Source organism: Caulobacter vibrioides (assembly GCF_002310375.3).
Lineage (GTDB): Bacteria > Pseudomonadota > Alphaproteobacteria > Caulobacterales > Caulobacteraceae > Caulobacter > Caulobacter vibrioides_D.
Genome location: NZ_CP023315.3, coordinates 2,288,691 through 2,311,436 on the forward strand (window position 1 = coordinate 2,288,691; position 22,746 = coordinate 2,311,436).

Here is a 22,746-nt window from a genome sequence, read left to right on the forward strand (position 1 = left end):
ACCGAACCCGTTCAACGCAACAGATCGAACCGTCAACGCAGCGCCCACTCCCGAAGGATGACGTGCTGGGTTTGCCCGAGCTTGCTCTGCACCAAGGCGAAGCGGTCGACCGTCCAGGCGATCGGCGCGATCGCCTGCTCGGGGACGATCCGCCCGTCGTAGAGCAAGGTGATGTGCGGCGTGAAGCTTCGGTCGGGGCGCAGCGCCGCGCCGGCCATCTTCTCGCCCAGGGTCTTCTGGAAGGCGATGAGAGCGCTCAGCCCCTCCCCGCCCTGAAGGGTGAAAGGGTTGTTGCCAGAGCGGTTGGCGAAGCTGACGGCGCGATCGAAGACCACCTCGAACGGCGCGGCGGTCACGGCGTCGCCCGCCAAGCCGCCCTTGCCGACGATATCGTTGGGCACGCCGACATAGTCGCCCAGATGGTGCAAGGTGATGTGGAAGCGGTCGGTCTGAAGCGGCGCGCCGCTAAGCCCAAAAGCAGCTTTCTGGCGCGCGGCCTCCTGCGCGATGCGCTCGGCCGTCGGTCGGTCCGGATACAGCAGGAACATCAGCCGGTCGGTCGGCGTCGGCGGATCAAAGCCCGGCAGGCCAAGCTGAAGCGTGTCTCGCATGCGCCCCTCCTTTGATGCGCGAGCAGTAGTCCGCTTCGCGCGCGGCTCCAACGCTGCATTACAATTCGTTTACATCCGTAATCGATAGCTTGACGCGAACGTTTACGTGCGTAATCGTTAGAGCATGGACACGACACCAAACCGTATCAGCGCCGCCGAGAGCGAAGTCATGAAGGTGCTTTGGGCCGATAGCCCCAAGCCCGCCGAAGAGGTGCTGGCCATCTTGGCCAAGGACCACGGCTGGGCGGAAGGCACGGTGAAGACCTTGCTGAACCGGCTTCTGAAGAAGGGCGCGATCGCCGCCGACAAGGATGGCCGACGCTTCCTCTATCGCCCGCTGATCGGTCGCGAGGACTATGTGGACTCCGAAAGCCAGGGCCTGCTGGACCGCCTGTTCGACGGCCGTCTCGCCCCGTTGGTGAGCCATTTCTCAAAGCGCGAGAAGCTCAATCCCGAAGACGTCGCCGAACTCCGCCGCCTGCTGGAGACGCTCGACGATGGCCGCTGACATCCTGCTCTTTCTCGGCAAGGCCAATATCGCCCTCGCCGCGGCCGTGCTGTTGGTGCTGGCGCTGCGCAGACCGGTCCGAAAGGCCTTCGGCGCCCGTAACGCCTATGCGCTCTGGCTGATCGCGCCGCTCTCGATCCTGGCCCTGCTGATACCAGCCCGAACCGTGGTGCTGCCGGCGCCCGCCCTCGCCTCGCCTGCGGCGGTGATCGCGGCCCCGTCATCGTCCGAGCCTCGGCTTGTCGCACCCGCGATGTCACAAAAGACGCCGCCGACGCCCACGATCCCGCTCGGCGAAATTGCGCTGGGGCTCTGGCTGCTCGTGGCGTTCGGAGGCCTGATCTTGCAGGTCGAGCGGCAACGTCGCTTCGTGCGCTCGCTGGGCGCGCTGACACTCACGGGGGAAGATCGCCTCGTGCGCTCTGACAGGCCAGGCGTAGGCCCCGCCGTGATCGGCGCCCTGACGCCGTGCGTCGTCCTGCCCGCCGATTTCGATCGCCAGTACACGCCCGAGGAACAGGCGCTGATCCTGGCGCATGAGCGCAATCACCTGGCCGTCGGCGACGCCCAGATCAATGCGGTCGTCACCGGGCTGCAATGCCTGTTCTGGTTCAACCCCTTCGTCCACCTCGGGGCGGCCACCCTGCGCATCGACCAGGAGATCGCCTGCGATGCGGCCGTGCTGGCCCGCCACCCCAAGACCCGCCGCGCCTATGGCGAAGCCATGCTGAAGACCCAGCTGGCCGCCTGCGCACCCCCGATGGGCTGCCACTGGCCAGCCTCGGCCAACAAGCAATTGAAGGAGCGCTTCACGATGCTCACCCACCATCAAACCAATCGCCATCGTCATCTGGCCGGCGCCGTGGCCGTGGCCGTCCTTGGCCTCGCGACCACCGCTGCGGCCTGGGCCGCGCAGCCCGCCCAAACCGTGCAGCAAACGCCCGATGAAGCGCGCCGCGCCGTGGCCCGGCATCTGGGCCAGCCGCTCTATGACGCCGTCGAACGGAAAGATCTGCGGAGCGTGCGCGAACTGATCGCGCTGGGCGCCAACCCCAACTACATCGCGCGCGGCGACGGCTCCGCGTTGATCCAGGCCACGCGCAGCGGACAGGCCGATGTGGTCCGCGCCCTGCTGGCCGCCGGCGCCGATCCCAACCTCGGCGTCCGGGGTGACGGCAATCCTTTGATCCAGGCCTCTCTGGCCGGCCGCCTTGATATCGTGCAGGCCTTGGTGGAGCGCGGCGCCAACGTCGACTCCTTCGTGCCCGGCGACGAAACCCCGCTCATCGGCGCCGCCCGCCGGGGCGACCTCGCGGTGGTGAAGTACCTCGTCGAGCGCGGCGCGGACGTGAACCGCGCGGTCGTGGCCAATCCGGGCGAAATGCGCTCCCCGCTGGGCATGGCCCGCAAGAACGGCCATGGCGCCGTTGTCAGCTACCTGAAGAGCCGGGGCGCTCGCGACTAGACCGCGAGGCGCGCGGCCGACGCCGCGCGCGCCCCCTTTTTCCTCCCGACAATCAGCGAGTTTTCAACGATGGCGATCATCGACGCCCGAACCTTGCCTGACGCCAGTCTTCTGGAAGCCGATCTTGTCATTATCGGCGGCGGTCTGGCCGGCATCACCCTGGCCCGGGAACTGGCCGGCGGCCCTTTGAAAGTGGTCGTCCTGGAAAGCGGCGGCCGCGAGATCGAGCCCGAGACCCAGGCGCTCTATGCCGGAGCCTGCGTGCAGAAGGCCGACGGCGCCAAGGATCGCCCGCTCCACGACTATCCGGCCCAGTCGCGGATAAGAGCGCTGGGCGGCTCCGGCCATGTGTGGGGCGGCAAGTGCGGCCCGCTGGATCCGGCTGACTTCGCCGAGCGCAGCTGGATCCCCTACAGCGGCTGGCCGGTCAGCCGCGAGGCGATGCAGCCCTTCTATGACCGCGCCTGCGACCTGATGGAAATCGATCGCTTCCCCCTGGAGCGTCCTAAAGCGGAGGATCCGAACCTTCAGCCATTGGCGCTGGACGTTCGCGACGGCTTCTTTCCCGCGCCGCGGGTCTTCGCCCGTATCTCGGGCCGAGCGGACAGACCCGCCTTCGATCGCTTCCGCACCCAGTTCGCCGAAGCCCCCAACATCGACGTCTACCTGTACGCCAACGTCGTCCGTATTCGCCGGGAGCGGAACACGATCACCGGCCTGGACATCGCCTGCCTGGACGGTAAGCGGCATACGGCGAAGGCCAAGCGCTACGTCCTGGCCACAGGCGGGATCGAGAACGTCCGGCTGCTGCTGGCGTCGAACAATCTGGGCAATCGCCACGACCTCGTGGGACGGTTCTTCCAGGGCCACGTCACCTATTCGAACGACAGCGACACTCAGCGTGAAGGCTCGGCCTTCACCGCGTCCCGCGCCGAGCCGCTCGATCTCTACGCCCCGGCGCAGCGCTATGGACCGCATTGCGTCATTGGCGCGGGGTTGCCGGCGCAGAAGCGGATGAAGACCGGCAACTTCACCGCGACGCTCTTCCGCGCGAACTTCTCGAGCGCCGACGCCACGATCGCCGCCGAGACCCAGACCATCGCCGCGGCGAGCGCCCAGCTCGACAAGGGGAAGGCCCGAACCAATCTGCTCGGCTTCTTCGCCATGACCGAGCATTTTCCCAATCCTGAGAGCCGCATCACTCTGGACCCCGACCAGAAGGACGCGCTTGGCGTGCCGCGTATCCGCCTCGACTGGGCGCATGGGCGGAAGGACTACGCTGACCTGGAGAAATCGATCGACGGGCTCGCAAACGCTCTGGGCGCGTCCGGCGAGGGCCGGCTGTGCTGGTCGCTCCGGCGCGATGAACTGCTGGCCGCGTCGAGCGCGTCACGCCACCACATGGGCACGACGCGCATGCACCGCGATCCCAAGCAGGGCGTCGTAGACGCCAACGGTCGGCTGCACGAGGCCGATAACCTGTATGTGGCCGGAAGCTCGGTGTTCCCCACGTCCGGGATCGTCAATCCAACCCTGACCATCCTGGCCCTGACCATTCGGCTGGCCGATCATCTGAAGTCCGAAAAGAAGGCGGCCTGATCATGAGCACCCGTCGCGATCTCCTCGCCGCACTTGTCGCCCTCGCCGCCGCGCCCTCCCTGGCGCGGGCCGCCCCAACCGAGCTTTTGCCGGGACTGGACGCCGATGCGGTGCGTCGTATCGGCGAAGCCTGGCGCCAGAGCCACCCCGGCATGACCGCCAAGGCGCTCGCCGCCAGGCTGTTTGCCAAGGGGCGAAGTCCAGACGCGCTGGCCAGCCTGCGGGTTGCTGTCGCAGCGGATTTCCGCGCAGGGGCGGTCTTCGCGCATCGCGGCTGGCGGCTGTCAGACACCGAAGGCGCCCTGTTCGCACTGCTCTCGCTCGAAGCCTGATCTCGGCGAGCAAGCGTTGTCACCCGCAAACGCCGGGCCGCGCCCTGGGAGACCCTAAAGCGTGCGTCCGGTGATGCCGGCGCTCTCGACACGGGTCCAGACCTGCGCCTTGCAGAGGAAGTTCGGCAGCAAGCAACCCTTGGCGCGCAACGAGGAGCGGTCCAGCAGTCGCACCTGACCCGAGAACGTCATGTTCAGGTCCGGGACGAAGACCTTGCCCTTCCACTCGTTGGCGCCCGACGACGAGAAGTCGCGCAGCAACTGCATGCCGACGAGGCCCTGGTTGCTGCCCTTCTTGACGTCGGCCTGGGCCTCGGCGTTCGCCCAAACCACGTAGCCGCACGTCTCCGATCCGCAAGACTTGATCTCGAGGTGGACGCTGCCCTTGGGGTTACGCCAGACACCGAACAGGTCGCTCGATCGCGGCGTGGCGTCGGCGGCCAGGACCGGCGTCGCCGCGCCGAGCACGATCGCGAGAAGCGGCGCCAGATACAACTTCCGGATCATCGTGGTCCTTTCCGGGGTCACCAGTACTGCTCTCCGTGAAGCCAGAAGCGCCCACGATCAAGGACAAACCGTCAGAATTGAGGCGTCCCGGACCACGCCATAACGCCGAAAGAGACCCGCGACGCGGAACCTTCGCCGGTTAGCGACGTTGGAAGGCCACGCGTTGTATCGCGCATCGGGGGCGTCGTGTTTGTCTCAGTCTTGATCCTAGCGTTCACAAGCGCCACCGGCGCGGACCCTGGGGCCTCAGCGCCGCCTGGCCATACGTCGCGAGCGCCCGCCCCTTCATCCTCCTCGGTCGCTTGGTCTCTCTAGAATGTCGTTCATCAAACAGCGGTTCGCTTCCCCCACGCTGTCACGGACCGAGCTCTGGACGGCGCTCGGCCTCAGCGTGGTGCTGATCTTCTTCATCACCAGCGGGGTCATCGCCTACCGCAACGTCGCGATGCTTCGCGCCAACAGTCAGAAGGTCTGGCACACGCACGACGTGATGATGGCGCTGAACGAACTGATGGCGCTGACCCAGGACGCTGAGACGGGCCAACGCGGCTATCTGCTGACGGGCAAGTCCGAGTACCTGAAACCTTATGAGGTCGCGGCGTCTGAGACGGCGTCACGGATGCAGACCGTTCACGACCTGACGCGCGATAACCCGACGCAGCAGTCGCACATCAAGACCCTAGAGCGTCAGATCAAGGCCAAGTTCGAGGAGCTTGAGGAGACCATTCGCCTGCGCCGCGACGGAAGCCAGGCGGCGGCCCTGGCGATCGTCGACACCGATCGCGGCAAGATCGAGATGGACGCGATCCGGGGCCAGATCGAGACGATGCGGCGCGAGGAGGATCGCCAACGCGACCTGCGCCTGTCAGAGATGGAGGCCGCCTATCGCACCGCCCTGTTGAGCGGGGTGCTGTCGAGCCTTCTCGGCGCCGTGCTCACCCTGGTCGTGTTCCATCTGATCCGGCGCGCCAATCGCGCCCAGGCGCGCGAGGAGTGGCTGCAAACCGGACAGGTCGGCCTCTCGGAAGCGATGATGGGCGACAAGTCGGTCGAAGCGCTCTCCGACAGTATCCTGACCTATCTGTCGCAGTATGTCGGCTTCCAGGCGGGCGTGATCTTCAAAGGCGAGAACGGGCGGTTCCTTCGCACGGCGAGCCTTGGCCTGTCTGCCGACGCCGATACGCCCACACGCTTCGGCCTCAAGGAAGGTCTTTTGGGTAAGGTCGCGGCCGAAGGTAAGGCCACGATCATCCAGGACGTCCCGGACGGCTACATGACGATCGGCTCTGGGCTGGGCCACGACAAGCCGCGCCACCTCGTCGTGGCGCCGACCCACGCCGACGATGTCGTCAACGCGGTCATCGAGCTTGGCTTCCTGCATCCCGTCGACGACCAGGTCCTCGAACTGCTGCGCCAGGCCGCGCCGGCGATCGGGATCACCCTGCGCTCGGCGCGCTACCGGTCCGAGCTGCAGAACGCGCTTGAGCAAACCCAGCGCCAGGCCGAGGAACTTCAGGTCCAGAGCGAGGAGCTCCGCGTCTCCAACGAGGAGTTGGAGGAGCAGGGTCGCGCTCTGAAGGAGTCGCAAATCCGCCTCGAGCAGCAACAGGCCGAGCTGGAACAGACCAACAGCCAGCTCGAAGAGCAGGCCCAGACACTGGAGAACCAGCGCGATGAACTGGAGCGCACCAGCGCGGCCGTGAGACTGAAGGCGCGCGAACTGGAACAGGCCAGTCAGTACAAGTCGGACTTCCTGGCCAACATGTCCCACGAGCTGCGCACGCCGCTCAATTCGCTGCTTATCCTCTCCAAGCTGCTCGGCGACAATCGGCAGGGCAACCTGACGGCGGAGCAGGTCAAGTTCGCCCAGACGATCGCCTCTTCGGGCAATGATCTTCTGACGCTGATCAACGACATCCTTGACCTGTCGAAGATCGAGGCCGGCCATGTCGAGGTGCGCGCCGAGCCGATGCTGCTGCAACGCCTGAGCGACGATCTGCGGCAGCTCTTCCAGCCGGTCGCGGCCGAGCGCGGCCTCGACTTCGAGATCGAGATCGCCGCCGACTGTCCGGCCAGCATAGAAACCGACCGTCAACGCCTCGAACAGGTGCTCAAGAACCTGCTGTCGAACGCGTTCAAGTTCACAGAGAAGGGCGGCGTGCGCCTTGAGGCGACCCTGTCGGGGTCACGCGATATCGCGTTCTCCGTCATCGACACCGGCATCGGCGTCTCACGTGAGCAACAGGACGCGATCTTCGAAGCCTTCCGTCAGGCCGATGGAACGATCAGCCGCAAGTACGGCGGCACGGGCCTGGGACTTTCGATCTCTCGCGAACTGTCCCGCCTGCTGGGCGGTTCGATCGCGATGCGTAGCCAGCCTGGCGAGGGCAGCGCCTTCACGGTCACGATCCCCCTCGCCTACGACCCTGCCCGCGTTGCGCCAAGGGACCAACCGCCGGCGGCCACGCCGGCGCCGCCGTCACGTCAGGCGGCGGCGCGCCCGCCATCCGTTCGCGGGGCGGTCGATGACGATCGTGATCAACTGACCAGCGGTCGCCGTGTCCTTCTCGTGATCGAGGATGACGACAAGTTCGCCGGTATCGTTCGTGATCTGTCGCGAGAGCTCGGCTTCCAGTGCCTGGTCGCCGGCACCGCTGAGGAGGCCTTGAAACTGGCCCGTCGCTTCAAACCTAGCGCCGTGGTGCTGGACGTCGGCCTGCCCGATGAGTCCGGCCTGATCGTTCTGGATCGACTCAAACGAGACGATGCGACCCGCCATATTCCAATTCATGTGGTCTCGGCGCTCGACCACAGTCAGACCGCACTCTCGCTCGGGGCGATAGGCTATCTGATCAAGCCGGTAGAGCGCGAAGCGCTGGCCGAGGTGCTGAGGTCGCTGGAGGCCAAGCTGTCGAGCACGGTCCGCCGCGTTCTGATCGTCGAGGACGACCTCGTCCAGCGGGAGGCGGTCGGCAACCTGTTGTCGTCGAGCGATGTCGAGACCGTGGGCGTCGGCACGGCCGCCGAATGCCTGGAGATGCTTCGCGAGCAAACCTTCGACTGCATGGTGTTGGACCTTTCCCTGCCCGACGCCTCCGGCTTCTCCCTGCTGGAGACACTCAGTCACGCCGGGGACCACACCTTCCCGCCGGTGATCGTCTACACCGGCCATGACCTCTCGGCCGACGATGAGCAGCGCCTGCGACGCTACTCCAATTCGATCATCATCAAGGGCGCGAAGTCTCCCGAGCGACTGTTGGACGAGGTCTCGCTGTTCCTGCACCAGGTGGTGTCGGAGCTTCCGGCCGAACAGCAGAAGATGATCCAGAAGGCCCGCCATCGCGATGCGGTGCTGGAGGGGCGTCGCGTGCTGATCGTCGAGGACGACATCCGCAACGTCTATTCGCTGACCAACGTCTTGGAGCCGCGCGGCGCCGTCGTCGAGATCGCGCGCAACGGCCAGGAGGCGATCGACGCCCTCAACCGGTCGGCCGAGGATCCGGCGCGTGCGATCGACCTCGTCCTGATGGACGTCATGATGCCGGTGATGGACGGGCTGACGGCCGCGAGCCAGATCCGTCTGGACGGGCGCTGGTCCAAGCTGCCGATCCTGATGCTGACCGCCAAGGCCATGCCCGATGATCAGGCGCGCTGCATCGCGGCGGGGGCCAACGACTACATGGCCAAGCCGATCGACGTCGACAAGCTGCTGTCCCTGGTTCGCGTCTGGATGCCGAGGTAGCCCCGTGCCCGACGCGATTGAGGATATTGAGGTCCAGCTTCTCCTGGAGGCGCTTTTCCAGCGCTACCACTACGACTTTCGCCACTATGCGCGGGCGTCCATCAAGCGACGCCTGACCCAGGCCCGCACCCAGCTGGGCGTTCCGACGATCTCGGCGCTTCAGGATCGCGTGCTGCACGATCCGTCGATGCTGCCGCGCCTGCTCGACTTTCTCACCGTCCAGGTGAGCGAGATGTTCCGCGACCCATCCTATTACAAGGCGTTGCGCGAGAAGGTGCTGCCTCACTTGAGCACCTATCCCTCGCTGAAGGTCTGGATCGCCGGCTGCAGCAATGGGGAAGAGGTCTATTCGCTGGCCATCCTCTTCAAGGAGGAAGGCCTCTACGACCGCACGATCTTCTACGCCACGGATATCAATCCCGAAGCGCTCGCGGCTGCAGAAGCCGGCGCCTACTCGGTGGACCGCATTCGCAAGTTCACTGAGAGCCACCAGCGGTCGGGCGGCAAGTCTTCCCTGTCCGATCACTACTCCGCCGCCTATGGCCGCGCTGTGTTCGACAAGGGCCTGCGCAGCCGGGTCGTGTTCTCCGATCACAGCCTGGTCACCGACGCGGTGTTCGCCGAGATGCACCTGATCTCGTGCCGGAACGTGTTGATCTATTTTGACCGCCCTCTGCAGGATCGGGCGATCGGCCTTTTCCGGGACTCGCTGACGCGGAAGGGGTTCCTGGGCCTGGGGTCGAAGGAAAGCCTGCGGTTCTCCACGCACGCCCCGGCGTTCGCCGACTTCGCGCCGGAGGATAAGATCTATCAGAGGCGCGAGCCATGACGGGCGAGCGCCACAAGGCGATCCTGATCGGCGCCTCCGCCGGCGCGGTGCAGGCGCTGCTGGCGATCCTGCCCGCCCTGCCCGCCAGCTTTCCGCTGCCGATCCTGGTGGTCGTGCACATCCCGCCCGATCGCGACAACATGCTGGTGCCGCTCCTGCAGTCGAAGTGCCGGATCACCGTCAAGGAGGCCGAGGACAAGGAGCCGATAGAGGGCGGCGTGATCTACTTCGCGCCGTCGGACTATCACCTGCTGGTCGAAACCGATCGGAGCCTGGCGCTGTCCACCGACGAGCCGATGAACTTCTCGCGCCCCTCGATCGACGTGCTGTTCGAAAGCGCCGCCGACGCCTTTGGCGCGGGCCTGGTGGGCGTGATCCTGACCGGCGCTAACCATGACGGCGCCCAAGGGCTGCGCACCGTCCAAGCGGTGGGCGGCGTGGCGATCGTCCAGGATCGGGCTGAGGCCTACGCCACCGCCATGCCGGACGCCGCGCTCCAGGCCTGTCCGTCCGCGCACACCATGACCATCGCCGCCATCACGACGTACCTGACGAGACTGGGGGCCGCATGACCAACGCGGACAAGCCGATTAACTTCCTTCTGGTCGACGATCTGGAGGAAAACCTACAGGCGCTCGAAGCCCTGCTGCAGCGGGAGGGTCTGAGATGTCTGAAGGCGCGCAGCGGCGAGGAAGCGCTGGAGCTCCTGTTGACGCATGAGGTCGCCCTGGCCCTGCTCGACGTCCAGATGCCGGGTATGAATGGCTTCGAGCTTGCCGAGTTCATGCGGGGCAGCGAGCGCGCGCGCCACATCCCCATCATCTTCGTGACGGCCGGCGCAGCGGACAGCCAGCGGCGGTTCCGAGGCTATGAAGCCGGCGCGGTGGATTTCATCCAAAAGCCCATCGAAACCGACGTCTTGCGCAGCAAGGCCAACGTGTTCTTCGACCTCCACCAGCAGCGCCGCCAGATCGAGGCCCAACGCGACGAGCTGGAAGCGGCCGCCCAAGCGCTCCGCCGCGCCGATCGGCACAAGGACAGCTTCCTGGCGGTCCTGGCCCATGAGCTACGCAACCCCGTCGCCGCGCTCAGCGGGGGTCTGCACCTGCTGAACAAGGACATCCCGCCCGAACGCGCCCAGGACATCCGGGGCCGCATGGAGCGGATGCTGGACCACCTGAGCCACCTGGTCGATGACCTCCTCGACGTCTCGCGCGTCAGCCAGGGCAAGATCTCGCTCAAGAAGCAGCGGGTCGAGCTTAGCGATGTCCTGCAGTCGGCGATCGAGGCCAGTCAGCACACCATCGAGGCCGCGCGGCACCACTTTGTCGTCGAGACGCCCAAGGCGCCGGTCTGGTTGGACGCTGACCACACCCGCGTAGCCCAGATCGTCGCCAACCTGCTGAATAACGCCGCCAAGTATACGCCGCCCGGCGGCGTGGTGACGCTTGCGGCGGTCGCCGATGGTCGCACGGTGATGATCAAGGTGTCGGACACCGGGGTCGGCATTCCTGAGGAGATGCAGTCAAAGATCTTCGAGATCTTCGCTCAGGTCGAGGACCACCTTGGCAAGTCGCAGGGAGGCCTGGGCATCGGTCTGGCCCTGGTCAGACAACTGGTGGCGCTGCATGGCGGAACCATCACCGTCCACAGCGACGGCGAGGGCAAAGGCAGCACCTTCACCGTGCGCCTGCCGCTATCGACGGACCAAGGCGAAGGCTAAGGCCTCCTGCGCTCACCATGCTCGGGCCTTGTCGCCCAACAGGTTTTAGCGCGTCGCCCAGGCCCTGCCGATCTCGGCGAGCGGCACACAGCCATTATACGCTCCGGGCACGGGATCGTACTTCAGAGCCATGGTCGCGCCCGGCTCCGAGGTGAAATAGCCGACCGTGACGAAATCCTCGAGCAGCGGGAAGAAGTGCCCGCTGGTCGAGGCGGCGGTCTCACGATCATACACGTTGAGGATCGCGACCTGCTGCTCGGGCGCGAGCGCGACAAAGAGCTTGCCGTGGGCCGCCTTTGCGTCGGCGTCCATGCGGGCGAACCCCGCCGTCAGTTGGTCGATCTGCCACTTCTCGCAATAGTTGGCCATCGCGCGGTCGATGAACTGCGGCACGCCGGCCGCCCGAGCGCCGGGCGTATCCGTGGCGGGAATGATCAGCTCAGAGACAACATCGAGGATCTGAGCCTGCTCGGGCGTCAGGGCCGTCGGCGTCCAGCTCAGCGCGGTCGTCGCCGCAGCGGTTCCCGCCCATCCCGTCGCCGCGGCGCCGACCGTCAGGGCCAGACCACGAAGGGCGTCACGTCGGTTCAGCATCACAGCTCTCCCCGCTTGCGGGCGCGCACGGCGTGGTCGGCGGCCCGGGCCGTCAAGGCCATGTAGGTCAGGGACGGGTTGACGCACGAGGCCGAGGTCATGGCCGCGCCGTCAGTGACATAGACGTTCTTGCACTCGTGGACCTGATTGTGCGCGTTCAGCACGGAGGTCTTGGGATCGCGTCCCATCCGGGCGGTGCCCATCTCGTGGATGCCGAGACCTGGCGCGAAGCCGTTGTCGTGACCGCGCACGTTCTTGAAGCCCGCCGCCTCCAGCATCTCGGCGGCGGCGGACTGCATGTCGCGCCGCATCGCCATCTCGTTGTCGCGCATGGTGACGTTCATCGTCAGGGTGGGAAGCCCGAACTTGTCCTTTACGTCGCGGTTCAGCGTGACCCGATTGTCGGCGTAAGGCAGCATTTCGCCAAAACCGCCCAGGCCCATGGTCCAGGCCCCCGGTTGGCTGAGCTCGGCCTTCCGCGCTGCGCCAAAGCCCCGGCCGCCCTTGCCGCGATCCCGCTCCCACGTCGCGCGACCCGCGCCGCCCTGGTAGCCGAAGCCGCGCAGATAGTCCGAGCGCTTGGTCGCCGCATCGCCCAGATTGCGGAAGCGCGGCACATAGATCCCGTTTGGCCGCCGTCCAGAGAAGTACGTGTCAGCAAACTCCGGCGCTTCGCCCGAGGCGCCGACGCCCAGATGGTGGTCCATGACGTTACGGCCGAGCTGGTCGCTGGCGTTGCCGAAGCCATTCGGGAACCGCGAACTGGTCGAGTTCATCATGATCCAGGCCGAGTTCAGCGCCGAGGCGCAGAGGAAGATCACATCGGCGTGGAATTCCTCATCCTTGAGCGTCTCGGCGTCGAGGATGCGCACGCCGCTGGCCCGCCCCTTGCGCTCGTCATGGATCAGCTCGGTGACGATCGAGTTGGGACGGATCACCAGATTGCCCGTCCGCTCGGCCGCGATCAGTCCGCCGGAATTGGAGCTGTAATAGGCGCCGAACGGGCAGCCGCGGATGCAGAGATTGCGATACTGGCACTTGGTGCGCCCCAGCGAGAGCTGCTCCTCGGTGGGATCGGTCAGGTGCGCCGTACGGCCGATCGTGACGCGTCGTTCGGGGAAGCGGGCCTCCGAGCGCGCCTTGAAGGCCTTCTCGACGCAGTTCAGCTCCATCGGCGGCTGGTATTGGCCGTCCGGGAAATGCGGCAGCCCCTCGGCCTGGCCGGAAACACCGATGAAGCGCTCTACATGATCGTACCAGGGTGCAAGGTCCTCGTAGCGGATCGGCCAGTCGACCGCGATCCCCTCCCGCGCGTTGGCCTCGAAGTCGATCGGGCTATGACGATAGCTCTGGCGTCCCCATGTCAGCGAGCGCCCGCCGACGTGGTAGCCCCGGATCCAGTCGAAGCGGTTTTCCTCGGTGTAGGGGTGCTCGTCGTCCCGCACGAAGAAGTGCTGGGTGTGCTCCGTCATCGTATAGCCGGTGCGGCGTTGGACGGGATAATGCGCGGCGAGTTCAGCCTGCGGCAGTTGCCCTTGCGGGTACTTGGTCTGCCAGGGATCAAGCGTGGCGGTCGGGTAGTCTTCGAGGTGGCGGACCATCGGGCCACGCTCCAAGACAAGGACCTTCAGTCCCTTCTCGGTCAGCTCCTTGGCCGCGATGCCGCCCGTAATGCCGCTGCCCACCACGATGGCGTCGTAAGTGTTCTTACGACGCGCGCGGCCGTTCAGGTTGGCCATGTTCGCTCCCTTCGCGGTCCCTCGGCGAACCCCGTCGAGATGCTTCACACACCGCGACGCCCCCCTCCGGCGACCTCCTCATTCTTGCCTGGAGGCTTCCATGAAATGGGTTACATTGCAAGAAAGCTCGGCGTTTCGACTGAGCAGAAGCACACAGGGAGAGCGCCATGGTTTGGACGAAGTCGGTGCGGCGGTGCGCGACCTTGGGTGTCGCGGCGGGGCTGACGCTTTGCCTGCCCGGCGCCGCAAGCGCCGAAGAGGTCCGCGCCGGTCCGTGGCGCTCACTTTTCGACGGCAAGACGCTCGAAGGCTGGACCGCGAAGATCGCCAAGCATCCGGTCGGCGAGAACTACCGTCAGACCTTCGTCGCCGACCAGGGCGTGATCCGGGTCTCCTATGCCGGCTACGACAAGTTCGACAACCAGTTCGGGCATCTGTTCCACAAGACGCCGCTCAGCGCCTACCGACTACGCTTTTCCTATCGCTTCCTCACCGAAGGCGGCCTGCCCGACACGCCGAATTGGGCGCGAGCCAACAGCGGGATCATGTTCCACAGCCAGAGCGCCGAGAGCATGACGGTCGATCAGCCCTTCCCGGTCTCGATCGAGTTCCAGCTCTTGGGCAAGGACGGCGACGCGCAGCGACCGACCGGCGCGGTCTGCACGCCTGGGATCACCATCACGATCGACGGCGCCAAGGTCAAAGAGCACTGCACGCCGCCGGCCAATGGCCCGACCATCGCCAATGGAACCTGGGTGCAGGCCGAGCTTGAGGTGCTGCCCAGCGGCGAAATCACCCAGAAGATCAACGGTGTCGTGGTGCACCACTATGCGGGCGCGGCCCTCGACCCCGACGACACCGTCGCCGGCGGAGCCAAGCCCTACATCCTGGCGCGCGGCGCACAGCCCGTGATCGGTGGCTACATCGCCCTGCAGAGCGAAGGTGCGCCGCTTGAGTTCAAGGACATCGAGATCCAGGAACTGACCCCGCGCTGAGGCCTATTTCTTGACGCTGGCCAGATAGGCGATCACCGCTGCGCGCTCGGCGTCATTGGGCGCGCCGAGCAGCATCTTGGTGCCGGGCACGACCTTGGTGGGAGCCTTCGAATAGGCGTCGAGCTTGTCGGCGGTCCAAGTGATTCCCGAGCCCTTCAGCGCCGCGCTGTAGGTGTAGCCTGGAAGGCTCGCAGCCTTGCGGCCGACCACGCCCGCCAAGGGCGGTCCCAGTTTGCCCGGAGCGGCCTGCAGCGCATGGCACATGCCGCAGCGCTGTTCGAAGAGCTGTTGGCCCGAGGGCGCCGCCACGGCGCTGGACGCCAAGCCCGCGAACACCGCCGCCAGGGTAAGCCGAACCTTCATCAAGCAACTCCCGTCAGAACACACGCCTAGACTATAGGCCAAGAAGTCTTCGGTTACGTCCAGCGTCGGACCCCGCGCTGGCGAAATCGTCAAACGCCCTGTCCGTCACCCGGATGATGTGATCCCGGATGAACGGCGCGCCCTCGGCGGCGCCCTGCTCGGGATGCTTGAGCGCGCACTCCCATTCCAGAACCGCCCATCCGTCATAGTCGTACTGCGCCAGCTTTGAAAAGATCGCCTTGAAGTCGACCTGACCATCGCCCAGCGACCGGAACCGTCCAGGCCGATCAACCCAGCCCTGATAGCCGCCATAGACGCCCGAGCGCGCGGACGGCCGGAACTCGGCGTCCTTGACGTGGAACGCCTTGATGCGCTCGTGGTAGCGATCGATATAGGCCAGATAGTCTAGCTGCTGCAGTACGAAGTGGCTGGGATCGTAGAGGATGTTGGCGCGCGGGTGTCCGCCGACCTCATCTAGGAAGCGCTCGAACGTCGCGCCATCATGCAGATCCTCGCCCGGATGGATCTCGTAGGCGGCATCGACGCCATTGTCTTCAAAGACATCCAGGATCGGCTTCCAGCGACGGCCCAACTCGGCGAACGCCTCTTCGATGAGGCCCGCAGGCCGCTGGGGCCAGGGATAGAGATAGGGCCAGGCCAGCGAGCCCGAGAAGGTCGCGTGGGCCTTCAGGCCGAGGCGCCGACTGGCGACGGCCGCAGCCTTCACCTGCTCAACCGCCCAGGCCTGTCGCTCCTGAGGCTTGCCGCGCAGCTCCGGCGGCGCGAAGCCGTCGAACAACTCGTCATAGGCCGGATGCACCGCAACCAGTTGCCCCTGCAGGTGTGTCGACAGCTCGGTGATCTCCAGGCCGTACTCGGCCAGCAGCCCCGCGATATCATCGCAGTAGGTCTGGCTTTCGGCGGCCAGCGCGAGATCGAAGAACGAGTCCGCCCCGCCCGTCGGCATCTGCACCCCGACATAGCCGAGGCTGGAGACCCAGGCCGCCATGGTCTCGAGCTTGTCGAAGGGGGGCGTGTCGCCGATGAACTGGGCCAGGAAGATGGCTGGTCCCTTGAGCGTCTTCATCAGCCCTCTCCTTTTAGCGCGACCCAACCCGCATCGTCGCGGCTGGCCGCTACGGCGCGCTCGACAAAGGCCATGCCGCGCACGCCTTCGGCGATGTCCGGCACAAGGCCGCCGGCGCGGCCTTCGATGGCGTCGGCGAAATCACGGTAGATCGTGGCGAAGGCCTCGATAAAGCCTTCCGGATGTCCCGTGGGCAGGCGCGTGACCGCGCGCGCTGCTGGGCCAAGATAGCCGGAGCCGGCGTGCAGCACGTGGCTCGGACCTTCCAGCCAGTCCAGGGTCAGCACATTGGGATCCTCATGCGACCAGGTCAGGCCGCCCTTCTCGCCATAGACGCTGATCGTCAGCCCGTTGCGGGCGCCGGCAGAGATCTGCGAAGCGATCAACACCCCGCGCGCCCCGCCCTCGAACCGCAGCAACACGTTGCAGTCGTCGTCGAGCCCGCGCCCCGGCACGACCGTGGCGACATCCGCGCACAGCCGCTCAACGCGCCGCCCGGTGATGAACTCGGCGATGTTGAACGCATGGACGCCGATGTCGCCGATGCAACCGCCGACGCCCGATTGCTGGGGATCGGCGCGCCAACTGGCCTGCTTGTTGGCGCTGTCGCGCTCCAACGGCGTCGACAGCCAGCCTTGCGAATACTCGACCACCACCTTGCGCACCGCGCCCAGGTCGCCGCGCGCCACGATCTCGCGCGCCTCGCGCACCATCGGATAGCCGGTGTAGGTGTAGGTCAGGCCGTAGTGCTTGCCGCTTGCCGCGACGATCTCGGCCAGCGCCTGCGCCTCGGCGAGGTTGAGGGTCGCGGGCTTGTCGCTGATCACGTGGAGCCCCGCTTTCAGCGCGGCCGCGGAGACATCGAAATGCAGGTGGTTCGGCGTCACCACCGAGACCAGTTGCACGCCGTCGGCGCGCGCCCGCTCGGCGGCGAACATCGTGTGGTGGTCCGGATAGACCCGGTCGGGCGCGACGCCCCAGGCAGCCGCCGCCTGGGCGCTCTTGGCGGGATCACGGCTGAACACGCCCGCCACCAGCCGGATGCGGCCATCGAGCTCCGCCGCCATCCGATGCACCGGCCCGATGAACGAGCCGGGACCGCCGCCCACCATCGCCATCCGCAAGGCCATCAGGCGACGACCTTGGCGAGATAGTCGAAGCTGATCTTGGCCGACTCCAGACGCGTGTAGGCGAACGGCGGCTCCTGCTCGTAGTAGAAGCCCCGGATCCCGGCGTCATAGGCCGCCGGCAGCAGCCGCTTCCAGTCGATCATGCCAGAGCCCACCTCGGTCGGGTCCTGCCGCAGCTCGAAGTTGGGCTTGGTGCTCGGCTTGACGTCCTTGACGTGCATCTGGGTGAAACGCCCCGGATAGGCCTTCAGCAACGCGAACGGATCCTGACCCGCCGCCGTGACCCAGCCAGCGTCCAGTTCGAAGGTGACCAGCGATGGATCGGTGCCCTTCAGCAGGATGTCCATGCCGGTGGTCTCGCCGCCCTTGGCGTCCTTCAGCGGCGCGAACTCGAAGTTGTGATTATGATAACCGGCGAGAATGCCCGCCTTCTTCAGGATCGCGGCCTTCTCGTTGAGGAAGTCGGCGTTCCACTTCCATTCGTCGGCGGTCATCTGCACGCCGGCCTGGCGGAGATCGGCCGCCCCCATGCGCTCCGGAATGTAGAAGATCGGCATGATCGCCGACTTCACGCCGATGACGTGCAGCTCGTCCGCCAGCTTGCCAAGATCGCCGCTGAAGCCGTTGGGGCCCTTCGGCGAGATATGCGCGCTGGGGCAGACAAGTCCGTGCTTGTCGAACGCCGCGCGCAGGTCGGAGGGCGTGCGGCCAAGGTAGCCGGCCAGCTCAACCGTCCGAAAGCCGATCTTGGCCACCGTCGCCAGTTGCGTGTCGAGCTCTTTGGCCAGGTCCGGACCCAGGCTGTAGAGCTGGATGCCCACGGGCTGCTTGCGACGCTGGAAGAACGGGACCTCGCTCGCGGTCGCCGTCCCGACGACGCCTGCGCCCAGCGCTGCGGCGCCGGCGGCCAGCAGGCCGCGACGGGACACGCCATGGCTCTGATTATCGAAGGCGGTCATGCGCATGGGGATCACCTTTCCTGACATCTAGGCTTGAGCCGGGCTGGCGGCGGACGAAGCAGAATCCGCTTCCGAAACAGGTCCCCGCGTCGGCGGGCGGAAGAACAGCCCCAGCAGGCAGACCGCCGCCAACGCCATGCCGGTGGGGACGAGGAACAGGGTGGTGTAGTCCACCGAACCATCGGTGGTCAGGCGGCCGATCAGCTCGGGGAAGATGAAGCTGGCGGCCACGTTGCCCACGCCCAGGATCAGCAGGTTGAACAGACCCTGCGCGCTGGAGCGGACATCCTTCGGGAAGACGGCGTCGACGAAGATGTACACCGTGGCGAAGAAGAAGGCGTAGCAGACGCCGTGCAGCAGTTGCACCGCCACGATCACCGGCACGCTGTCGGCGAAATAGGCGAACACCGCAAAACGCGCCGCGTGGCCCAGCACGCCGACGATCATGGTGACCTTCCAGCCCAGCTTGGCCAGCACACGGCCCAGCACCAGCATGGTGACGATCTCGGCCACCTGGCCCAGGCTCAGGACCACCATGCTGAGATTGCCCGCGATCCCGACCCGGTTGGTCAGGAAGGCGTCGGCCATGACGAAGTAGCCATTGTGGATCACCGAGTCGATGAAGGTGACGATGAACAGCACCAGCACGAAGGGCGCGCCCAGCAGCTTGAACGCCCGTCGCCAGGCCAGCTTGTCGACCGCGTCATCGGCCTTGCGCGGCGGCGTGTGCGGCAGGGTCAGGGCGTAACCGGCGAAGACGAAGGAGACGATCGCCGCCACCAGGAAGATCCAGCGGACCTGCTCCACCGTCGCCTGAGCGCCCAGCAAGAAGACAAACGGCCAGCTGACCAGCACCCAGCCGACGGTTCCGCCCATCCGCACGCCACCGAAACCGGCCGCCGGATCGCGCAGGTTGGCGAAGGCGATCGAATTGGTCACCGACAGCGTCGGCACATAGACGAGGCTGAAGACGAGATAGCAGGCGAAGAATGGCCAAAAGCTCGTCGAAAACGCCGTGCCCAGCAGCGCGACGCCGCCAATCAGATGGCTGACCGCCAAAAAGCGCTCCGCAGAGAAGTTCCGGTCGGCGAACTGGTTCGAGAAGAAGATGCCCACCAGGGCCGCAACGCCCCAGGCGCTGCCAACCAGGGACTGCTGCCAAGGCGCGAAGCCCAACATGCCCATGTACGGGAAGATCTTAGGCGCCCAGGCGCCCCAGATCGCCAGCTGCAGCACCATCATCACGAACAGACGGAAACTCGTCCCCATGCCTTCGTCCTCCCCGACCCTTGGGCGGCCAACTTTTGTCCGTCGGGACGCGCGCCGCTCCAATGTAATCGAATTCATCGATAACAGGGGTCTTTCGAACCGGCAACCATCCCTCGGGTCCGCCGAGGGCGCGGCGACGCCTTGCCAAGCTTTCAGCGACCCGCCAGTGTCCGCCCGATGGCCACCATTCAAGACGTCGCCCGCGAAGCCGGAGTCTCGACCGCGACCGTGTCGCGGGTCTTCAGCGCGCCCGACTTGGTGCTCGAGCCTACGCGCCAGAAGGTCATGGAGGCCGTCCACCGCCTGGGCTACGAACCGAACTTCGCGGCCAAGAGCCTGCGTACCCTGCGGACCGAAAAGATCCTGGTCACGGTGCCGGACATCTCCAACCCGTTCTTCTCGCAGGTGATCCGCGGCGTCGAGGAAGCCGCGCTAGCGGCGGGTTACTCCGTACTGCTGGGCGACACGCGCCACGAGGAGGCGCGCGAGGAACAGTACGCCCTGATGTTCCGGCGCAAGGAGGCCGACGGCCTGATCTTTCTGGGTCACCGCCTTCCGGACATCCTGGCCGAGATGCTCGCCGCCAAGGGGCCGCGCACGCCGATCGTCAATGGCTGCGAGTTCCGCCCCGGCCTCGCCGTCTCCAGCGCCCACATCGACAACGAGCGCGCCGCCGCCGAGGCCATGGACCACCTTTACGGCCTGGGGCACGTCCGCGTCGGGGTGGTGACAGGCCCGCTGGCCAGCCCGATCAGCAGCGACCGTCTGGCGGGCGTGCTGTCGGCCGCCCAGCGCCACGGACGCGCCAGCGCGCTGCGGATGGCCATCGGCGACTTCTCGATCGAGTCCGGCGTCCGGCAAACGGGCGAATTGCTGGACGAGCCTGGTCGGCCGACGGCGATCTTCTGCTTCAGCGACGAGATGGCCATGGGCGCGCTGGAAGCGATCCGCCAGCGCGGCCTCGACTGCCCGCGCGACATCTCGCTGGTCGGCTTCGACGACATCCGCTTCGCCCAGTACCTGCACCCGCAGCTCACCACGGTCCGCCAGCCCAAGGAGCAGATTGGTCACGAGGTGGTTCGGCTGCTGCTCGACATCCTCGCCGGACGATCCACGGCGCTGCAGAACATCACCCTGCCCCACCAGCTGGTGGTGAGGAACAGCACCGCCGCGCCGCTGGGCTAGAGCTCACGACCTGCCTTCGTAAGGCTGTGAGCTCTAATCTTTTGTTTTGGCGCATTTTTCTTCACGTGAACCGGAACCACTTCGCTCGAAAAATGCGCTAGCGCAGCGCCAGCTCTCGCACCCAGATATTGCGGAAGCTGATCGGCGCGCTGGGGTCGCCGTGCGCCTGCAGCTTGATCGGCGACGAGCCGTGGGCCTTGTAGCCAGGCTTGCCGATATAGACCGTCTCGCCCGCCAGGACCGCGTTGTCCTGCACCAGCACGCCGTTGTGCAGCACCGTCACCGAGGCGGGCCTGGCCAGCGCGCCATCGGCGCCGAACACCGGCGCGCGCCAGATGATGTCGTAGGTCTGCCACTCACCCGGCTTGCGGTTGGCGTTGGCCAGGGGCGGGTGCTGCTTGTAGACGGCGCCGGCCTGGCCGTTGACGTAGGTCGCGCTCTGATAGCTGTCGAGGATCTGCACCTCATAGCCCTGATCGCGCGAGCCTGTGGACGCCAGGAACACGCCGCTGTTGCCCCGCGCCTGGCCAGACCCCGCGATGTCGGCGGGAATGCGCCATTCCAGATGCAGTTGATAATCGCCGAAACTCCGCTTGGTCTCGATATTGCCCCGCGCCTTGTCGACGGTGATGACCCCGTCCGCGACCGTCCAGCCCGCCGGAGACTTGTCGGCTGCTGTGACCCACTGATCCAGATTGCGGCCGTCGAACAGGATGATGGCGTCCGACGGCGCCCCGCCCAGCGCGGACGCCGGCGTCACCACCGCAGGGGCGGGCTTCCAGACTTCGGTGTCTTCGGGACGAGTCTGAGCCGAGGCTGCGGCGCCCAAGAGCCCCATGCAGACCGCAAAGCTCGCCAGACCCATGATCGGCTTGATCGTCATCCGCCCTACTCCCTGGAGCCGGCGTTCTTTGGCCGGCAAGACGGGCAAGATTGACCAGCCCGCGCATCGCCGCAAGCGAGGGCGGTTCAGCCCTTGCTGGGAGCGGTCCAGACCGCGCGAGACCCGCGCACCGCGAAGGCCGCTGAGCCCAAGCCCACGGAGCGCGCATTCACGCGATCCAGGATGACCCGCGCCTGCATGGGTGACGCCAAGGCCGGCATGCCGCGCGTGGCCATGTCTTCGGGGCCGCCAAGTCCGATCTCGTTCATCACGATCGGGGTCAGTTCGAAAGCCTGGCAACGCCCGCGCTCGAACGAGGCCTGCACGATGACGCTCTCCCAGCATTCGGCGGCGTAGGCGCCTGGCGGCTTCTCGGTCTGGAAGACGAAGTTGCCCAGTCCAAAGAACAGCGGCGCGCCGTCATGGATCTCGATCCCCTGCAACAGGGGCGCGCCATGCCCGACGAACACCGAGGCTCCGGCCGCGACGCATCGGCGCGCGAACGCCCTCTGCCAGGCCGGCACGTCGGCCTGGTTCGGCTCCCAGTCGTGATTGTGCTGATAGGCGATGACGACCTCGGCGCGGCGCCGGGCCTCGGCGATGGCGGCCAACACCCGCTCGGCGTCTTCCTCGCGCGGGAGACCCGAGGCGTCGCGGCGCAGTTCATTCACCCCGGGACGGGTCATGGTCGCGGCGCCGCCCTCGCGCACCTTGCCCGTGGCGAAGGCGACGAGCGCCACTGGCCCTGCTGGCGTCGGGGCGTAGGCAGGCGCGGCGGCCCGCGCGAGATCACGCCCCGACCCCGCCGACACCAAGCCGGCCCGTTCAATCGCGTTGACCGTGTCGAGGATGCCGCCGCTCCCCAGGTCGAAGGCATGGTTGTTGGCGGTGGCCAGCAGATTGATGTGCATCGCCTTGAGCGCATCCAGCACCGCCGGCTCGCCGGCATGCAAGGTCAGGGCTTCACGCGTCGGCGCTCCGGCCCGCGGCCCCTTGATCACCGTCTCAAGATTGGTGAAGGCGATGTCGGCCTTAGCGAGCTCGCGCGCCAGGGCGCGACGCCCGGGCCACAGCGCATCGGTGACGGCATGCTCGATCAGCGCCTGGCCCAGCAGGGCGACTCGCACCTGTCCCGGCTTGGCGACCGCTGGCGTGGCGGCCAGAGCCAAAACGCCTTGCAACAGACTGCGCCGATCCATCCCACACCCCCAAGCCGCTTACGTTCG

General features: G+C 66.4%; 21 protein-coding genes. 10 read left to right on the forward strand and 11 right to left on the reverse strand.

Annotated features, from left to right (window positions below; genetic code table 11):
* Positions 1-32: 32 nt before the first annotated feature.
* Entirely contained in the window at positions 33-611 is a 579-nt protein-coding gene (locus tag CA606_RS10890) for a 2'-5' RNA ligase family protein (protein WP_096051120.1), read from the reverse strand.
* A gap of 124 nt (positions 612-735) precedes the next feature.
* Here CA606_RS10890 and CA606_RS10895 point away from each other — a divergent pair, with 124 nt between their 5' ends.
* From CA606_RS10895 to CA606_RS10910, 4 genes are all read left to right on the forward strand, one after another.
* Complete coding sequence (locus CA606_RS10895) at positions 736-1,119, forward strand: BlaI/MecI/CopY family transcriptional regulator (RefSeq protein WP_096051119.1); 384 nt, start codon at positions 736-738, stop codon at positions 1,117-1,119.
* Entirely contained in the window at positions 1,109-2,584 is a 1,476-nt protein-coding gene (locus tag CA606_RS10900; protein WP_096051118.1) for a M56 family metallopeptidase, read from the forward strand. The genes CA606_RS10895 and CA606_RS10900 overlap by 11 nt, the downstream gene beginning before the upstream one ends.
* Positions 2,585-2,653: 69 nt before the next feature.
* The gene (locus tag CA606_RS10905) at positions 2,654-4,183 is read left to right on the forward strand and encodes an FAD-dependent oxidoreductase (RefSeq protein WP_096051117.1); all 1,530 of its coding nucleotides are present in this window, start codon (positions 2,654-2,656) and stop codon (positions 4,181-4,183) included.
* Between the two features lie 2 nt (positions 4,184-4,185).
* Positions 4,186-4,515 carry a hypothetical protein gene (locus tag CA606_RS10910; RefSeq protein ID WP_096051116.1) on the forward strand — a complete coding sequence of 110 codons (330 nt, stop codon included), beginning with the start codon at positions 4,186-4,188 and terminating at the stop codon, positions 4,513-4,515.
* 54 nt (positions 4,516-4,569) lie between these two features.
* Here CA606_RS10910 and CA606_RS10915 read toward each other — a convergent pair whose 3' ends face one another.
* Positions 4,570-5,022, reverse strand: a complete 453-nt coding sequence (locus CA606_RS10915; protein WP_181242547.1) for a DUF2147 domain-containing protein — start codon at positions 5,020-5,022, stop codon at positions 4,570-4,572.
* Between the two features lie 316 nt (positions 5,023-5,338).
* Here CA606_RS10915 and CA606_RS10920 point away from each other — a divergent pair, with 316 nt between their 5' ends.
* Genes CA606_RS10920 through CA606_RS10935 form a run of 4 tightly spaced genes read left to right on the forward strand, consistent with a single transcriptional unit; the run spans position 5,339 to position 11,316 of the window.
* Positions 5,339-8,764 (forward strand): response regulator, encoded by a 3,426-nt coding sequence (locus CA606_RS10920; RefSeq protein WP_096051115.1) that lies wholly within the window; start codon positions 5,339-5,341, stop codon positions 8,762-8,764.
* 4 nt (positions 8,765-8,768) lie between these two features.
* Entirely contained in the window at positions 8,769-9,593 is an 825-nt protein-coding gene (locus CA606_RS10925) for a CheR family methyltransferase (protein WP_219933434.1), read from the forward strand.
* A complete protein-coding gene (locus CA606_RS10930; RefSeq protein WP_096051113.1) occupies positions 9,590-10,165 on the forward strand; it encodes a chemotaxis protein CheB in 576 nt (191 codons plus the stop codon). The genes CA606_RS10925 and CA606_RS10930 overlap by 4 nt, the downstream gene beginning before the upstream one ends.
* Positions 10,162-11,316 carry a hybrid sensor histidine kinase/response regulator gene (locus CA606_RS10935; RefSeq protein ID WP_096051112.1) on the forward strand — a complete coding sequence of 385 codons (1,155 nt, stop codon included), beginning with the start codon at positions 10,162-10,164 and terminating at the stop codon, positions 11,314-11,316. The genes CA606_RS10930 and CA606_RS10935 overlap by 4 nt, the downstream gene beginning before the upstream one ends.
* A gap of 45 nt (positions 11,317-11,361) precedes the next feature.
* Here the strand turns inward: CA606_RS10935 and lacC are convergent, their stop codons facing one another.
* Positions 11,362-11,910, reverse strand: coding sequence for a lactose 3-dehydrogenase subunit gamma LacC (gene lacC / locus CA606_RS10940; RefSeq protein WP_096051111.1), 549 nt, complete (start codon positions 11,908-11,910; stop codon positions 11,362-11,364).
* The gene (locus CA606_RS10945; RefSeq protein WP_096051110.1) at positions 11,910-13,649 is read right to left on the reverse strand and encodes a GMC family oxidoreductase; all 1,740 of its coding nucleotides are present in this window, start codon (positions 13,647-13,649) and stop codon (positions 11,910-11,912) included. The genes lacC and CA606_RS10945 overlap by 1 nt, the downstream gene beginning before the upstream one ends.
* A 167-nt stretch (positions 13,650-13,816) precedes the next feature.
* Here CA606_RS10945 and CA606_RS10950 point away from each other — a divergent pair, with 167 nt between their 5' ends.
* The gene (locus CA606_RS10950) at positions 13,817-14,644 is read left to right on the forward strand and encodes a 3-keto-disaccharide hydrolase (protein WP_096051109.1); all 828 of its coding nucleotides are present in this window, start codon (positions 13,817-13,819) and stop codon (positions 14,642-14,644) included.
* A gap of 3 nt (positions 14,645-14,647) precedes the next feature.
* Here CA606_RS10950 and CA606_RS10955 read toward each other — a convergent pair whose 3' ends face one another.
* Genes CA606_RS10955 through CA606_RS10975 form a run of 5 tightly spaced genes read right to left on the reverse strand, consistent with a single transcriptional unit; the run spans position 14,648 to position 19,452 of the window.
* Positions 14,648-15,010, reverse strand: a complete 363-nt coding sequence (locus CA606_RS10955; protein ID WP_096051108.1) for a c-type cytochrome — start codon at positions 15,008-15,010, stop codon at positions 14,648-14,650.
* 28 nt (positions 15,011-15,038) lie between these two features.
* On the reverse strand, positions 15,039-16,094 hold the full coding sequence (locus CA606_RS10960) for a sugar phosphate isomerase/epimerase family protein (RefSeq protein ID WP_096051107.1): 1,056 nt from the start codon (positions 16,092-16,094) through the stop codon (positions 15,039-15,041).
* A complete protein-coding gene (locus CA606_RS10965; protein ID WP_096051106.1) occupies positions 16,094-17,224 on the reverse strand; it encodes a Gfo/Idh/MocA family protein in 1,131 nt (376 codons plus the stop codon). Before CA606_RS10965 ends, CA606_RS10960 begins: the two co-directional genes overlap by 1 nt.
* Positions 17,224-18,210 carry a sugar phosphate isomerase/epimerase family protein gene (locus tag CA606_RS10970; protein ID WP_096051105.1) on the reverse strand — a complete coding sequence of 329 codons (987 nt, stop codon included), beginning with the start codon at positions 18,208-18,210 and terminating at the stop codon, positions 17,224-17,226. The genes CA606_RS10965 and CA606_RS10970 overlap by 1 nt, the downstream gene beginning before the upstream one ends.
* Positions 18,211-19,452: an MFS transporter gene (locus CA606_RS10975; RefSeq protein WP_096051104.1), complete on the reverse strand. Its 1,242-nt coding sequence runs from the start codon at positions 19,450-19,452 to the stop codon at positions 18,211-18,213.
* Positions 19,453-19,629: 177 nt separating this feature from the next.
* Between CA606_RS10975 and CA606_RS10980 the strand changes: the two genes are divergently transcribed.
* Complete coding sequence (locus tag CA606_RS10980) at positions 19,630-20,637, forward strand: LacI family DNA-binding transcriptional regulator (RefSeq protein ID WP_096051103.1); 1,008 nt, start codon at positions 19,630-19,632, stop codon at positions 20,635-20,637.
* A gap of 97 nt (positions 20,638-20,734) precedes the next feature.
* Here the strand turns inward: CA606_RS10980 and CA606_RS10985 are convergent, their stop codons facing one another.
* Together CA606_RS10985 and CA606_RS10990 are read right to left on the reverse strand one after the other, a co-directional pair.
* Positions 20,735-21,520, reverse strand: a complete 786-nt coding sequence (locus CA606_RS10985) for a 3-keto-disaccharide hydrolase (RefSeq protein ID WP_096051102.1) — start codon at positions 21,518-21,520, stop codon at positions 20,735-20,737.
* A gap of 86 nt (positions 21,521-21,606) precedes the next feature.
* Complete coding sequence (locus CA606_RS10990; protein WP_096051101.1) at positions 21,607-22,719, reverse strand: CapA family protein; 1,113 nt, start codon at positions 22,717-22,719, stop codon at positions 21,607-21,609.
* Positions 22,720-22,746: the final 27 nt, after the last annotated feature.